This is a genomic window from Anaeromyxobacter sp. Red801 (genome assembly GCF_049201065.2).
Lineage (GTDB): Bacteria > Myxococcota > Myxococcia > Myxococcales > Anaeromyxobacteraceae > Anaeromyxobacter.
Genome location: NZ_CM181236.1, coordinates 143,305 through 157,755, shown reverse-complemented (window position 1 = coordinate 157,755; position 14,451 = coordinate 143,305). Strand labels below are relative to the sequence as shown.

General features: G+C 72.9%; 16 protein-coding genes. 5 read left to right on the top strand and 11 right to left on the bottom strand.

Annotated features, from left to right (window positions below; translation table 11 throughout):
* Positions 1–248: 248 nt before the first annotated feature.
* Entirely contained in the window at positions 249–638 is a 390-nt protein-coding gene (locus ACOQFB_RS00790) for a VOC family protein (RefSeq protein WP_421609204.1), read from the bottom strand.
* A gap of 168 nt (positions 639–806) precedes the next feature.
* Here ACOQFB_RS00790 and ACOQFB_RS00785 point away from each other — a divergent pair, with 168 nt between their 5' ends.
* Entirely contained in the window at positions 807–1,448 is a 642-nt protein-coding gene (locus tag ACOQFB_RS00785; RefSeq protein ID WP_059437068.1) for a helix-turn-helix transcriptional regulator, read from the top strand.
* A 1-nt stretch (position 1,449) separates the two neighbouring features.
* On the opposite strand, the gene ACOQFB_RS00780 is transcribed toward ACOQFB_RS00785, so the two are convergent.
* Entirely contained in the window at positions 1,450–1,752 is a 303-nt protein-coding gene (locus ACOQFB_RS00780; protein WP_494492404.1) for a phosphate-starvation-inducible PsiE family protein, read from the bottom strand.
* A 392-nt stretch (positions 1,753–2,144) separates the two neighbouring features.
* Between ACOQFB_RS00780 and ACOQFB_RS00775 the strand changes: the two genes are divergently transcribed.
* Both ACOQFB_RS00775 and ACOQFB_RS00770 read left to right on the top strand, forming a co-directional pair.
* Entirely contained in the window at positions 2,145–3,110 is a 966-nt protein-coding gene (locus ACOQFB_RS00775) for a hypothetical protein (RefSeq protein WP_059437066.1), read from the top strand.
* Positions 3,111–3,230: 120 nt separating this feature from the next.
* A complete protein-coding gene (locus ACOQFB_RS00770; protein WP_421609203.1) occupies positions 3,231–5,534 on the top strand; it encodes an aldolase/citrate lyase/malate synthase family protein in 2,304 nt (767 codons plus the stop codon).
* Between the two features lie 100 nt (positions 5,535–5,634).
* Here ACOQFB_RS00770 and ACOQFB_RS00765 read toward each other — a convergent pair whose 3' ends face one another.
* Together ACOQFB_RS00765 and ACOQFB_RS00760 are read right to left on the bottom strand one after the other, a co-directional pair.
* Positions 5,635–6,150 carry a hypothetical protein gene (locus tag ACOQFB_RS00765; protein ID WP_421609202.1) on the bottom strand — a complete coding sequence of 172 codons (516 nt, stop codon included), beginning with the start codon at positions 6,148–6,150 and terminating at the stop codon, positions 5,635–5,637.
* Between the two features lie 47 nt (positions 6,151–6,197).
* Positions 6,198–6,944, bottom strand: a complete 747-nt coding sequence (locus tag ACOQFB_RS00760; protein ID WP_059437060.1) for an SAM-dependent methyltransferase — start codon at positions 6,942–6,944, stop codon at positions 6,198–6,200.
* Between the two features lie 168 nt (positions 6,945–7,112).
* Between ACOQFB_RS00760 and ACOQFB_RS00755 the strand changes: the two genes are divergently transcribed.
* Together ACOQFB_RS00755 and ACOQFB_RS00750 are read left to right on the top strand one after the other, a co-directional pair.
* Positions 7,113–7,769 (top strand): hypothetical protein, encoded by a 657-nt coding sequence (locus ACOQFB_RS00755; protein ID WP_421609201.1) that lies wholly within the window; start codon positions 7,113–7,115, stop codon positions 7,767–7,769.
* Positions 7,770–7,858: 89 nt separating this feature from the next.
* Positions 7,859–8,425 carry a peroxiredoxin-like family protein gene (locus ACOQFB_RS00750; protein WP_421609200.1) on the top strand — a complete coding sequence of 189 codons (567 nt, stop codon included), beginning with the start codon at positions 7,859–7,861 and terminating at the stop codon, positions 8,423–8,425.
* Between the two features lie 11 nt (positions 8,426–8,436).
* Here ACOQFB_RS00750 and ACOQFB_RS00745 read toward each other — a convergent pair whose 3' ends face one another.
* The 7 genes from ACOQFB_RS00745 to ACOQFB_RS00715 all read right to left on the bottom strand — a co-directional run bounded on the left by ACOQFB_RS00745 (position 8,437) and on the right by ACOQFB_RS00715 (position 14,443).
* Complete coding sequence (locus ACOQFB_RS00745) at positions 8,437–8,784, bottom strand: GFA family protein (RefSeq protein WP_421609199.1); 348 nt, start codon at positions 8,782–8,784, stop codon at positions 8,437–8,439.
* A 178-nt stretch (positions 8,785–8,962) separates the two neighbouring features.
* Complete coding sequence (locus ACOQFB_RS00740; protein WP_421609198.1) at positions 8,963–10,198, bottom strand: acetate/propionate family kinase; 1,236 nt, start codon at positions 10,196–10,198, stop codon at positions 8,963–8,965.
* Between the two features lie 101 nt (positions 10,199–10,299).
* On the bottom strand, positions 10,300–11,751 hold the full coding sequence (locus ACOQFB_RS00735) for a hypothetical protein (protein WP_421609197.1): 1,452 nt from the start codon (positions 11,749–11,751) through the stop codon (positions 10,300–10,302).
* Between the two features lie 172 nt (positions 11,752–11,923).
* Entirely contained in the window at positions 11,924–12,157 is a 234-nt protein-coding gene (locus ACOQFB_RS00730) for a thioredoxin family protein (protein WP_059437053.1), read from the bottom strand.
* Positions 12,158–12,192: 35 nt separating this feature from the next.
* Entirely contained in the window at positions 12,193–13,290 is a 1,098-nt protein-coding gene (locus ACOQFB_RS00725) for a permease (RefSeq protein WP_494492403.1), read from the bottom strand.
* Between the two features lie 28 nt (positions 13,291–13,318).
* Complete coding sequence (locus ACOQFB_RS00720; RefSeq protein ID WP_059437051.1) at positions 13,319–14,023, bottom strand: cytochrome c biogenesis CcdA family protein; 705 nt, start codon at positions 14,021–14,023, stop codon at positions 13,319–13,321.
* Positions 14,024–14,443: a thioredoxin family protein gene (locus ACOQFB_RS00715; RefSeq protein ID WP_059437050.1), complete on the bottom strand. Its 420-nt coding sequence runs from the start codon at positions 14,441–14,443 to the stop codon at positions 14,024–14,026.
* Positions 14,444–14,451 lie beyond the last annotated feature (8 nt).

Genomic DNA, 14,451 nt, shown 5'->3' with positions numbered 1-14,451 from the left:
CCCGCGAAGCGCGCAGGCGCGCACCCGGGTTGCGCCAGCTCCACGCGGTTCGCCGGATTTGACCGGGTGTGACGCGACTCCGGGTCCGTCGAGACTCCGGGTTCATTCGCGTCGCGGCGGGCCCCATCTTTTCCGCTGCGACCCCGTTGACTCTCCGAGCGGGTTCGCGGGTGGTGCGGGCGGCGTCCACCGCCCCGGCGCGCACCCGGCGCGCGGCCGGGGCGGCGGACGGACCGCCTGGCCGGGCCTCACGCGGCCGCGGTGGCGGCGGCCCTCGGCTCGTGCAGGCCGACACGGTTCCCCTCGCTGTCGATGAGGATCGCGAAGCGGCCGTGCGGGCCGATGTCGGTGACCGGCACGACCACCTTCCCGCCCGCGGCCTCGACCCGGCGCAGGCAGCGCTCGATGGAGCCGCGGGTATCGAGGTACACGATGGCGCCGTCCACCCCGGGGCGGGCGTGCTCGCTCTTCACGATGGCGCCGCCGGTGCCCTTCCCCTCGGCGTACGGGAAGAACGCCATCGGCATCCGGCCGCTGGTGTCCACCTTCAGCTCCGTCCCCAGCACGGCCTCGTAGAAGCTGCGCGCGCGGTCGAAGTCGGCGGCGGGCAGCTCGAACCAGTTGATCGCGGTGCTCATGTCTCTCTCCCTCGTCGGTGCCGGCGGGTGATCCGCCGGACGGACGGGAAGATGCTTGCGGGCGGTGTCAGCGTTATGTCAGGTTTCGGTCGCGCTCCCCGCCCGGAGCCCTGCCGGCACGCCCGGGCCCCGGGCATGGGAACGGGGACGCCGCACGGGGCAGCCACCATGGACCGCCAGGCCCGCCTGTTCGCCATCGCCGAGTACCTGCGCGGCCGCCGCACCGGGGTCACCGCCGCGCAGATCGCCGAGCGCTTCGGCGTGACGCTCCGCACGGTCTACCGGGACCTCGACGCGCTCCGCTCGGCCGACCTGCCGCTCCACGCCGAGCAGGGCCGCGGGGGCGGCTACGCGCTCGATCGGCACTACGCGCTGCCGCCCATCAACCTGAGCGCGCGCGAGGCGGCGGTGCTCGTCGCGCTCGGCGCCTACGCGTCGCGCATGCGCCTGCTGCCGTTCGCGGAGACGCTGGAGGCGGCGCTCGACAAGGTGCGCGGCGCGCTGTCCGCCTCGGCGCAGCGCGAGCTCCTGAAGGTGCTCGACGGGCTGCAGTTCGTGGGCGTGCCGGCCATGCCCGCGGCGGCGGCGGTGCGGCGCGCGGTGGAGGAGGCGTGGTTCGGCGGGACGGCGCTGCGGGTGCGCTACCGCCGGTCCGACGAGAGCACCAGCGAGCGCACCGTGAAGGTGGCCGGCGTCATCATGGAGCGCCACGCCACGCTGGTGCACTGCGTGGACGTGGACACCGGCGAGGCCCGCCACTACCGGCTCGACCGCATCGACGTGGCGGTGCCGGCGACCGGCGGCCGCTGACTCAGCGCGGCGCCTCGGCGGAGTCGCGGCGGCGCAGGATCACCACCGAGCCGACCAGCACCAGGATCAGCACCGTGAGCAGGCCCAGCTCGCTCATGACGTGCCGGAACTTCTCGTCGCTCGTGGGCGACTGCGCGCCGAACTCCGCGGTGATGACGAGGATGCGCCGGATGGCGGCGATGAGCGCGACGAGCAGGAACGGCTCGGGCACGAGCAGGTGATCGCGGAACGACACCTTCACCGTGTAGAGCAGCTCCACGATCATCATCGCGAGCAGGATCCGGTCGAGGAGCTGCACGATCACCTGCAGGTCGAGATCGCCCCAGCGCGCCGACCAGGTCCACGCCGCCGTGCAGGAGCAGCACCGCGCAGGCCAGCGTCAGCAGGATCCCGAGCGCGACGTAGATGAGGTCCTGGACCCAGGTGATCCCGACCGAGACCCACTCCCGCGCCCGCTTGTTCACGGCCCCTCCTTCGCCCGCGCCGGGGCGCACGCCGCCATCCCCCGCTCGCCACCCGGGCGGCCGGGCGTGCGCTGCACTATATTAAGGACTGCGCAGCCCGGCGCCTCGCGCCGAGACCCGCGCCGCCGCCGATCGGCGGCGGCCCACCGCGCCACCTTCTGCACCCGCAGCCGCGCACCTCGCGCGGAGGCGGCCTCGTGCGATCGCGTGTGCGCCGACGAAGGAGCAATCGATGGACCTCGAGAAGGGGATGCTGGTGCAGCACGCGTCGCTGGGCGTCGGGAAGGTGGTCGCGGTGGAGCGCGACGCGGTGCACGTGTACTTCGCGGGGGGCGACGGACGCGTCGCCGCGAAGCTGAAGCTGCCCACCGCGCTCCCGTTCCTCACCCCCGCCGCGGGCGCGAACGCCTGGCTCGCCGCGCTCCCCGCGTTCCGCCTCGCCCCGGAGACCGGGCGCTACGAGGTCGCGGACGGGCGCATCACGCAGGCCGAGGCGCTGGAGCGCTACCGCGCGGTCTCGTCCGAGCCGGCCGGCGGCGAGGCCGGCGCGGAGCCCCCGAAGGTGCGACGCGACCGGGCCTGGAAGTGGCGCCGCGCGCACGAGGCCTGGGAGCAGGAGCTCGGCGGCGGCGAGGGCGAGCGGCTCCTCGCGGCGGGGGACGTCGGCGCGCTCGTCGCCCGCGCCGTGAAGGTGGAGCACCACGTGCGCCCGCTGCTGCCGCCGCCGGAGCGCCCCGCCTTCGCGGCCGCGCTCTCGGATCCCGCGTCCGCGCGCGAGCTGTTCGCCGCGCTGTTCGCCCTGCTCGCGGCGCCGGAGCCGGACCAGGCCGCGTTCGAGCGCCTGGCGGCGGCGGTGGCCGCCCTGCCCGCCACGCCCGCGCTCGAGTCGCGCTGGCAGGTGCTCACGCTGTTGCCGTTCGTGGCCCGCCCCGACGTCCATATGCTCGTCGAGCCGCGCACCACCTGCGCCGCCGCGCTCCGCCTCGGGATCGACCTCGCGTACACCCCCGAGCCGAGCTGGGCCACCTACGCGGCGCTGCTCGGCGCCACCGGCCGCCTGCTCGCGCAGCTCGCGCCGCTCGGCGCGCGCGACCACGTGGACGTCGAGACGTTCCTCCACGCGAACGTCAAGGCGCCGCCGCGCACCCCCCGCACGCCCCCGGCCCGGCGCACCCCGCGCGTCTCGACCGAGGCCTGAGTCCCCCGGCCGCAGCCCTCTCAGGTGCATGCCGCGCCGGGCGCGCGGGAGCACCTAAGCTGGACGCCCGCCGAGCGGCCCGTGCCGCCGGCGCGCGTACCAGCCACCCGGAGGGCCTCCATGATCCGCGCGGACATCCTCGAGCAGTTCCCCGAGCTGTTCGGCCGCAAGCGCGTCAACGGCCGCGAGCTCGACGTGGACGCGACCATCGAGACGCTCACCCGCGAGCTCGAGCCGGACATCGAGGCGGCGCTGACCGCGCGCGGCGCGCTGCTCCGCTCGCCCGAGCCGGTGGCCACGCGGTACGCGTGGCCGCACTGGAACGAGGCCTTCGAGGACCCGGTGGGCGGGAGCGCCTGGACGTTCCGCCAGATCGTCCAGGGGATGATCGACAACTTCCTCGGCAAGGAGAGCCCCCTGCGCTGGCGGCTCAACGACGAGGTGCCCATCCCCGAGCACGTCCACCCGTCGCGCAACCCGGGCCTGGAGCTGACCGGGCCGTGGCACCCGCTCGACATGGCGTTCAACGCGCTCAACAGCCCGGCGCCGATGAACATGCCGGACTTCGAGGACGCCTCGCCGCCGCACTTCCGCCCCGACGGCGCGCCGGCGCGCGAGCCGGTGGGCGTGTTCGCGGCGCTCAAGAACGCGAAGGACATCTTCGAGGGGCGCTGGTCCGACCGCGCCTACGAGGTGGAGAAGAAGGGCAAGGTCCGCAGCTACCGGATCACGACGCCGCAGGCGAGGTGGCCCACGCGGCTCGCCCGCCCGCCCAGCCTGCACGTCCGCTACGACCACGTCACCGTGGACGGCCGGCCGGCGCCCGGCCTGGTGGTGGTGGCGGTGCTCTGGACGCTGAACGGCTACGACGCGCTCACCCGCGCCGGGAGCGGCGCGTACTTCTACATCCCCAAGCTGCAGACGCCGCGCGAGGCGCTCATCGTGGAGCGGATGCTCGCGCGCCTCGAGGGGATGATCGGCGTGCCCGCCGGCACGCTCAAGGCGAAGATGCTCTACGAGGAGGGGAACGCCGGCCGCCAGCTCCCCGCCATCGTCTGGACGCTGCGGCGCCGGCTGCTCGGCACGAACGTCGGGCGCTGGGACTACCTCGGCAGCCTCATCGAGATGTGGAAGGACGATCCGAAGGGCGTGTTCCCCGACCCGCAGACGGTCGGGATGGCGACGCCCGGCATGCTCGCGTACCAGCGCTACAACGCGCTCCTCATGCTCATGGCCGGCATGAAGGACGGCGAGCTGACCCACGCCGCGCCCATCGGCGGCATGGCGGCGGTGATGATCTACCAGGCCGGCGATCCGTACGGCCGGGCCCGCTACAACCCGCTCGCGCTGCGCGCCATGGTGATCGACAAGCTGCGCGAGCGGCTGCTGGGTCTGTTCTTCGTGCCCGACGCGCCGCTCCGCCCCGGCGAGCAGCCCACGCTCGACGCGATCCTCTCCGGCAAGGTCCGCGGTGCGCTCCACGACGCGTACCGCCAGAGCTGGGTGGCGAGCCCGGAGCCCGAGTACGTGGGCGCCGGCAACGGCCCGCTCCGCGCGCGGGTCGGCGCGCTGCAGGAGCTGCTCGACGCGCCGGTGGAGACGGTGGACGCGGGCGGGAAACAGGTGCCGACCGTGGCGAGCGGGCTCTCCGACGCCGAGCGGGACCTGTTCCGGTCGCGCGGGCTCGTGGACGCGAACGGGCGCATCACGCCGTTCGTGCTGGCGCGCGAGCAGGTGGACGCGCCGGAGAAGCTGCTCGACGCGGCCCGCTGGGAGGCGATCTACCGGGTGCCCGAGGGCGACGTCACCATCGAGCACGTGCAGCACGCGTTCTACATGGCGGCGAACTACGGCTTCCAGATCCTGAACGGCAACTTCGCCGCCGCCATCGACGACTACGAGCTGAAGCTCCGCTTCATGAACGACCTCGCCACCTACCGCATCAACGTGTCGTGGCTCTGGGCGCTCCTGCGCCACCAGGCGCCGGTCACGAAGGACGGCCACCTGCTCCGCGCCACGCTCACGGCGGACGGCGTGGTGCTCGGCAAGCCCGCCGAGGCGGTGAAGGCCGGGTCCCACCTCGACCGCGCGCTGTTCGAGAAGGTGTACACGTTCCACGGTGAGTGGACGGACGCGTTCTTCGCCGAGCAGGATCGCCGCGGCGAGCCCGCCCGCTTCGACCGCTCCAAGGCGCCCGTCATCATGGAGCTGCTGCACCGCCAGCTCCTCTCGCCGCGCTACATCCAGCACAGCGCCCGCGCGCTGTTCGTGATCGGCGCCGCCCGCCCCGAGGACCGCGCCGGCCTGCTCGACGCCATGTTCGACCTCGAGCGCGCCGAGGTGGCCGCGCGCGTGGAGAAGGGCGCGCTCCCCGAGGGCGCGCTCGCCGCGCACGACTACGTGAACGACGTGTTCGTGAGGTAGGGACGGGGGCGGCGGGCTCTCCCGGGCGCCTTCCACGGCGAGGGCGCGGTGAGCCGACAGCAGTCGGAAACGGCGACGAGCGGATGGGCCCCGTGGCGTCCTATCGGCCCGGCCGGGGTGATGCGGGCTCCCGGACTGGCGGGAGAAGTCCCGGGTCGACGTCCACGGACTCGACGAGGCGCCGCCGGTCCAGGTCGTAGGCGAAGATTTTGGTCACCTTCGTGATCCCGCCCGCCAGCCCGCTCGCGCGCCCGTACACGACGCGCTCGCGGAGCGCGACGCGCAGCTCGCTCGGATAGACGTAGTCGCCCGGCGTGAACATCGTGCGCGGCGAGGACTCGTCGGAGAAGCGCGCAACGAAGCGCTGGCCGACGCAGCATCGTGCAGACACCGTCACGGACCCGCCGGGCAACTCGACCTTCTGGATCCACATGGGCTCGGGCGGCGAGATGTCGGGATTCCAGACCGGCGTCACGGGCTCGGCGCTCAGGTACGCCCGCACCAGCGGGTGGTCCCCGCTCTTGACGGTGCAGGGGCCCGCCGCTCCGGCCAGGGCCAGGACCATTCCCGCTCCGACGACCAGGGCAGGCGCGCGGCGCCCGATGAGCTTCTTCATGTCGCCATCTTAACGGATCGTGCGGACCGGGGACCACGTTGCCGGCGTCACCGCGCCATCAGCGCGAACACACCCCAGCCCAGGTACTCGCGGGTGAACGTGGCGTAGCGCTCGGGCGCCGCGGTCAGCTCGGCGCGGACCTCCTTCGCGAAGTCGTCGTCGGGGTTCGCCTCGAGCCAGCGACGCATCGTGAGCCACCTGGCGGCCTCGTACCGGTCCCAGCTGTCCGGGTCCGCGAGCACCATCTCCACGACGTCCCAGCGGAGCTTGCCAAAGGACGCGAGCAGGTCTCGAAGCAGGAGGAAGTCCGAGATCGAGGCGGCGTGGCATCCCTGGGCGACCTCCTCGGACGGCGGCAGCTTCAGCCAGTACGGCTCGCCCACGAGGAGGATCCCTCCCGCGCGGAGGCTCCTGGCCAGCAGCGCGATGGTGCCCGCGACGCCCCCGCCGATCCAGGTGGCGCCCACACAGGCCGCCACCCCTGCCTTCTCGCTGGCGACGTAGCCGGCCGCGTCTCCGTGGACGAACTCGACCCGATCGGCGACGCCCAGCTCGGCGGCGCGGCGCCTCGCCTGCTCGGTGAACAGCTGGCTCAGGTCGACGCCGGTGCCGCGGATCCCGTGATCGCGCGCCCAGGTGCACAGCAGCTCGCCCGAGCCGCTGCCGAGGTCGAGCACGCGCGTCTCCGGCTCCAGTCGCAGCGCCGCGCCGAGCGTGGCGAGCTTCTCGGGCGTGAACGGATCGTGGATGCGGTGCGCGCTCTCGGAGACGTTGAAGATCCGCGGGATGTCCACTGGAAGAGCTCCTTCGAGGAGGGATGCGCGGGGCCGTCGCCCAGACCGCGCGCTCACCGTATTCACCATGCTGCGCGCGCTGCAAGGTGCGGCGAGTTGCCTGCCCTCGGGCGCGAGGCGGCTGCTCGTCCTCGAGCACCGTGTCTCCAGATGCGCTAGCCTCGGCCGATGTCGACGGCCCGACCGAAGACCGTTGCCCTGGCGACCGCGCTGTTCCTGCTCGGCATGCCGAAGGACGCGGACGCGAGCGCCTACTGGTACGCCAGGCAGGTGTCCGACACGCGCTACGGCGGGTGCCAGCAGGCCGAGGACAGCCTGGATGACGTCCTCGCCCACGTGAGCGCCGGGTGGATGCAGGCGAGCCAGGGCCGCGGAGGTGCCTGCACGGTGCTCCGGAACGGCCCCGAGGCGCTGGTCGGGTACGCCGTCGATTGCGGAGACGGCGGCGTGCACCTCTTCTTCCGCTCCGAGGCACAGTGCGAGCGGTTCGTGTCGACCATCAACACCGGTGGGCGCGCCGACCCCAGGGACTACGTTCCCCCGGCTGCGAAGAACCGATCCACCTGGCTGGCGGCGTACGGTCAGTGCATGGAGAGCTGGTTCCATGCCGAGACCATCCGGCGGCGTGCGCTCCAGATCACGGCGACGATGTGCGAGTGCTTCGCGGGCAAGCTCGCGGCCACCAGGGCGGAGCCGACCGAGGACCAGGTCAAGGCCGCGGGTCGAGCCTGCCTGGATGCGGTTCCCTCCTCGGAGAAGGTGAAGCTGGCCCGGCCCCGCGACGACAGGCCCAGGCCCGACGGGCGCACCGGCGCAGCCAGATAGGCTGCGGTCCGTTGCGGGAAGCATCGCGTCCCGGGGTCGTCCGAGGTTGGTATCGTGGGCGCGTGACGGGTACCGGTCAGGAGCGCGGGATGAGGCTACGTGTCGGCGATCGCGCGCCCGACGTCGCGCTGGAAGACGTCGATGGAGGCCGGCTCGAGTGCACGAGGCCCGGCACGCCGGCGGTGGTGCTGTTCACGCGCTACGCGGGCTGTCCGGTCTGCCAGCTCCGGGTCGCGCAGCTCTCGAGCGCGATGCCCGAGTTCCGTGCTCGCTCGTGCGGGGTCTGGATGGTGTTCCAGTCCACGCCGGAGCACCTCCGGGCGGCGATGGCGGAGTGGAAGCCGGGGTTCGCGGCGGTCGCCGATCCGTCCGCGCGCCTCTACGACGCGTTCGCGGTCGAGGCGAGCGTGGCGGGGTATCTCGCGCCCGGCTCGCTGCTCGCGCTGGTGCGCGCGATGAAGGCCGGCAAGCGCCACGGCCGGTTCGAGGGGCGGGAGACGCAGCTGCCGGCGGGGTTCGTGCTCGATCCCGCCGGGCGGATCGCCTTCGCGCATTACGGCCGCAGCGTCGGTGATGACGCTCCGCTCCCCGCGTTGCTCGCCGCCATCGACTCGGTGCACGAGGGCGCCAGGGCGCGCACGCCCTCGACGCCGTGAGTGCGCCGGCGCTACTCCTCGGATCGACCCGTCGACTCCCGGTTGCGCTCGTAGCGCCGGGTCTGCGGGAACGGCGGCAGCCAGGACTCGCGGCGGATGGTCCAGAGCTCGTAGGTCGGCGTCAGCTGGTCGGGCGCATCCAGGCAGCCCAGGTTCACCCCGACCTCGTCGTCGAAGATCCCGAACACGGGCGAGCCGCACCGCGGACAGAAGGACCTCCCGGCGAACGTGCGCGACTCGCCGGTGATCGTCACCGCCTCGGCGGGGAAGATGGCGGACGCGTGGAACAGCGCGCCGTGGTTCTTGCGGCAGTCGAGACAGTGGCAGATGCCGACCCGGTACGGTCGGCCCGTCGCCACGACTCGAAGATCCCCGCACAGGCAGCCGCCGGTGAATCGGTCCATGTCGGCCTCCTCTGGAAGCCGCTCTCGTACCCGGGCCCGGCGCGCGTCCGCAAGGGTCACCTCGGGTAGCCCTCTCGCTCGCCCGCCCAGCGACGCGGCCTCGAGGGAGCTCGGGGCACCCGCGGCCGGCGCGTCACCGGACGGCGCGGAGCGAGCCGGCGCTGTCCCAGCGCGCCGCGATGGACGCGTCGTGCGCGACGATCTCGGCGGTGTCCCGGGCGATCATGAACTCCTCGTTCGTCGGGATGACGGCCGCCATGGGGCTCGTGGTGCGCGTGATCCGGCCGCCGAGCCCGCGGCCGTGGGACTCGTTCGCGCGCGGATCGAGCGCGAAGCCCGCGAACGAGAGCAGCTTCACGATCTGCGCGCGCACCTGGGCCTGGTTCTCGCCGATGCCCCCCGTGAACACGAGCGCGTCCACGCGGCCGAGCGAGACGAACATCCCGGCGGCCGCCTTCGACACGGAGTAGCAGAACTTCTCGATCGCGAGCCGGGCGCGCTCGTTGCCCTCCTGCGCCGCCCGCTCCAGGGTGAGCATGTCCTTCGAGAGGCCGGAGATGCCGAGCAGGCCCGAGCGCTCGTTCAGCTTCTCCATCACCTCCTCCATGCTGCACTTCAGCTGCCTCTTCATGTGCGCGATGATCGACGGGTCGATGTTGCCGCTGCGCGTGTCCATGACCACGCCGCCGAGCGGCGTGAGGCCCATGGTCGTGTCCACGCTCTTCCCGTTCCGCACCGCCGCGAGGGAGCACCCCTTGCCGAGGTGCGCGGTCACGATGGCGTGATCCTCCGGGTCGAGGCCCAGCTGCTTCACCGCCAGCTGCGACACGTACCGGTGGCTGGTGCCGTGGAACCCGTAGCGCCGGACCTCGTGCTCGACGAACCACGAGTACGGGACCGCGTACAGGTACGACCGCGGCGGCATGGTCTGGTGGAAGGCGGTGTCGAAGACCGCGACCTGGGGCAGCTCGGGGAAGAGCCGCTGCGCCACCTCGATGCCGCGCACGGTCGACGGGTTGTGCAGCGGGCCGAGCGGGATGCACTCCTTGATCTTCGCGATCACCTCCGGGGTGATCAGGATCGACCCGGAGAACTTCGCGCCGCCGTGCACCACGCGGTGGCCGACGCCGATCAGCCCGTCCACCAGGCCGGTCTCGCGGAGGAGCTCATGGGCGGCGCGCAGGGCCGCGTCGATCCCCTCGCCCGCGACCGTCCGCCGCTCCGCGCGCCCCTCGTGCTCGAACTCGAGCGCCGACTGCGCGTTCGCGAGCGGCTCGATCCGCCCGGCGATGTGCACGTGGCCGTCGGACGCGTGGACGACCGCGAACTTCGTCGCGGCGGTGCCGCAGTTGAGGACGAGGACGTTCATCGGCGCGGACCCTCCGGGCGGAAGGCGCCGTTATAGCGCATCCGCCGGCGTGCGGAGGGCCACGCCGCGCTCGCGATCTCCCGCGGTCGCCGTTCGATGCCTCAGGGCGGCGCCGGCGCCTTCGGCGAGAACTTGATCACGCGGTCGTAGAGGACCTCCTGCATGGCGGCCCCGCTCTTCGTCGCGGGCTCGAGGTAGTTGCGGAAGAGGATCCCCAGCACCGTGTCGGGACCCACGGAGAGGCGCTTGCACTTCCTGAGGAGCTCGTCCGGCGGCACCTGCAGGCAGTTCGCCTCGCGTCCGCAGCTCCGCGAGATCTTGTACGCGTACATGAGGTCCGCGGCCGGATCGCCGGCGGGCAGGAAGCGCGCGGCGGTGCCGGTGAGCGCGCGGTCGTCCACCGTGCCGATCGACAGCTTTCCGTCCTCCGCGTCGCCCGTGTAGACGTTGACGCTCATGTACGACGTCTTGCCGGTCGCGGCGTGGTTGGCGCCGAAGACCATCAGGAAGTCGCCGTCACCGAGCGTGATCCGCCGATCCCACGAGAGGAACTCGGGCAGGTACCCGGCCTGCAGGCAGAGCGCGTCGCGCGCGTCCCCGCCCACGGGCACCCTGCGCTGCATGTGGTCGATGCCCTCGTAGCCGACGGGCACGGTGACGTCGATGTCCGTGGCGACCATCCCCGGGTGCGCGTCGATGATGCGCTGCCGGAGGACGCCCAGCTCGTTCCAGAGGTTCAGCTCGGTCTGGCCGGTCCCGCGGATGCGCAGGGCGGGCACCGGGTACGGCTCGAGGCGGTCCTCGTCGGTCGGGACGCGCGGGGTCGCCCGGAACATCCGGAGCGGCGCGTCGGCGATGTACGCCGCCCCTGCCTTCTCGTAGCCCGCTTCCCACATCGCGTTGCGCAGCTGGATCCTGAACTCGTCGCCGTCGTCGCCGTGCCCGAGGCTCAGCATCGCCGCCGGGAACGGGACCTCGTTGACGCGGGCGGTCGCGTAGCCGGCCTCGCCGAGCGCCTCGAGGATGCCTCGATACGTCCCGCGGTCCGGCGTGAAGACCAGCGCGACGCGCTGGCCGAACGGCTCGCCGGGCGGGCCCTCGGTCTTGATGGACAGGTGGTTGACCGGGTCGGCCGGGGCGATCATGAGCCCGAGCAGCCGCTCGCCGTCCGGGTAGACCTTGTTCGCGATCCACGAGTAGAACGCGAAGTACCGCTCCGGCGGAGGCGTCGTCCCGACCAGCACGACGGCCTCGTCGGGCCGGAGCTTGAAGTCCTGCACCAGCTCGGGAGCTCCCGCCGCCCTCGGCACCTTCAGCACGAGGTACGGGGCGTTGTTGTTGTACCAGGCGTGATCGATGGTGGGGTCGTACCTGCACCAGGCCTCGCCCCGGTTCCACACCTCCACGGCCCCCGGCGTCACGATGAATCCGCGTCGCTCGAGCGCCCCCGTGAGCTCGTCCGGGCTCGGCTCCACGGCGCTTCCCAGGAGAGGCATGCAGGCGAGCGCCGAGAGCAGCGCGGCGAACCCGCCGCATCGTCTCGTGGTCCTCATGGCCGTCCTTCCCCGGCCGGCGTGACCGCAGGGAGCTGCCGGCCCGCGCGCGGGCGTGCGCGCTCGAGGGGATCAGACGGCGCCGCGCCCGGCTCCTCAATCGGGAGCGAGGGTCGCGTCGCTCATGGCAAGTCGAACGGGTGTGCCTGGAGGTCGCGCGCCCCCGGGCGGCTCAGGCCCGCAGCAGGTCCTTGATCGCCGCCGGGCTCAGCACGCGCCCGGTGGACCTCACCGTCCCGTCCACCACCAGCGCAGGCGTGGAGAGCACATTGAACTTCATGATCTCCCGGAGGTCCTCCACCTTCTCGACCGTCGCGTCCATGTCGAGCTCCCGCACCGCCTTCTGCGCGTTGGCGGTGAGCTCCTTGCACTTCGCGCAGCCGGTCCCCAGCACCTGGATCTTCATCTCGTCCCTTCCTCTCGTGCGGCGCGATGGCCGCGTCAGCCGGAGATGGCGTTGAACAGGTACCCGACGATCATGATCCCGACGGTCACCGACCCGAAGAAGATGGCGAGGAGCGGCGGCTTCAGGACGCGCCGCAGCATGATGCCCTCGGGGATCGAGAGCGCGATGGCGCTCATGATGAAGGCCATCACGGTCCCGAGCGACATGCCCTTCGCCCACAGGGCCTCCGCGATCGGGACGACCCCGGCGCCGTTGACGTAGAGCGGCACGCCGAGGAGCGTGACGATCGCGACGGCGAACGGGTTGTCCGGGCCGGCGTACGCCGCGAAGAAGTCCGCGGGCACCCACCCGTGGATCGCGGCGCCGATGCCGACGCCGAGCAGCACCCACCTCCAGACGCGGGCGAGGATGTCCTTCGCCTCCGCCACGGCCGCGTCCACGCGCTCGGGCCACGTCGGGACGTGCCCTCCCGCGCGCAGCTGCCCGATCTTCGTCGCGAAGACCGCCTCCTCGACCCATCGCTCGAGGCGGAAGCGGGAGAGGACGAACCCGATCGCCATCGAGATCACGGACCCGGCGACCACGTACGCCGCGGCGATCCGCCAGCCGAACTGGTCGGCGATCATGATCGCCGCGATCTCGCTCACCAGCGGCGACGCGACCAGGAAGGTGAGCGTGATCGAGAGCGGGATCCCGGCGGCGACGAACCCGATGAACAGCGGGATCGAGCTGCACGAGCAGAACGGGGTGACGACGCCCAGGACGACCGCCAGCACCAGCCCGACGAACAGGCCCCTGCCCTCGAGATAGCTGCGCGCCCTGTCGAGGTCGAGGCTGGCGCGGAGCATCCCGATGACGAACATCAGGCCGGTCAGCAGCAGGAAGATCTTGACCGAGTCGTAGAGGAAGAAGTGCAGCGCGCCCCCCGCGTGCGAGCCGAGGTCGAGCCCGGCGGCGTCGCCGACCAGCCACGTCCACAGCGGCCCGTTCAGCCGGTACGCCGCGAGCCAAGCCCCGAAGGCCGCCGCCACGAGGGCGGCGAGCCTCGCCGGGGAACGGACCGGCGTGGCGGCCGTCGCCGCCGCGGCGGGCGCCGCGCAGCACGCCGGGCTGGCGTCGGGTGGGTCGATCACGGGAAGTCCCATCGAAGCTCCTGCTCCCTCACATCGAGGTCCAGACGAAGTACGCGCCGCCGAGCATCACCACCACGCCCGCCGCCGCCTTCACCACCGCGACCGCGCGCGCGCCGCGCCTCCACCCCAGCCAGCGGTTCACCGACTGGATCGAGCTGCCCGCCAGGGCGATGGCCGCGGCGTGGCCGAGGCCGTACAGCGCGACGAGCAGCACGCCGTACGCCACCCGACCCGTCCCGCTCGCGCGGAACGCGATGCCGAGGAGCGGCGCCATGAACGCGAACGTGCACGGGCCGAGCGCGACCCCGAAGACGAGGCCGAGCAGGAGCGCGCCGGTCGCGCCCCGGCGAGCCGCCCGCGCCGGCGTCGAGCCGAACGCGGGCAGCGGCAGGACGCCCAGGAGATTCAGGCCGACGGCGAAGAACACGACGGCGACCCCCCACGTTCCGGCCCGCCCGACGTCCCCGAGCATCCGGCCCGCCGCGGCGGTGACGGCGCCGACGAGGGCGATGCTGGCGAGGATCCCGGCAGCGAACGCGGACGACAGCCAGAGCGCGCGCCGGCCCTCCGGCAGCTCGGCGCCGCCGCTCATGTAGGCGACGACCAGCGGGACGCTCGAGAGGTGGCAGGGGCTCAGCGCGACGGAGAGCACACCCCACGCGAACGCGGCCGCGAGCGCGACGGACCCGCTCGCCGCGAACGCCTCGCCGAAGCGCGTGAGGAGCCCGGTCACCTAGAGCTCCACGCCGAGGGCCTTCCACTGCGCGAGGATCTCCTCGCGCGACATGAAGCCCTCGTGGCGCGCGAGCTCGCGCCCGTCGGCGCCGTAGAAGATCTGGGTCGGGATCATCTGGATGCGGTGCGCCGTGGCCTGCTCCGGCGCCTGCCACACGTCGATGAACGTGACCTCCATCCGGCCCGCGTAGTCGGCGCGGAGCTGCTCGAGGATGGGCGCCATCGCCTTGCAGGGGATGCACTTGCCCGCGCCGAGGTCGACGAGCCTGGGGATCGCGCGCGCCGCCGGCGCGGCCGCGCCGCCGCTGCGCGCCTCTCCCGAGGCCGAGGCCTTCTCGCCGCAGCCGGCGCCGCCGGCGAGCGCCACCGCGAGCGCCAGGAGCAGCGGTCCCGTCGCGCGCTTCCTCGTCCCGTGCATCGTGACGC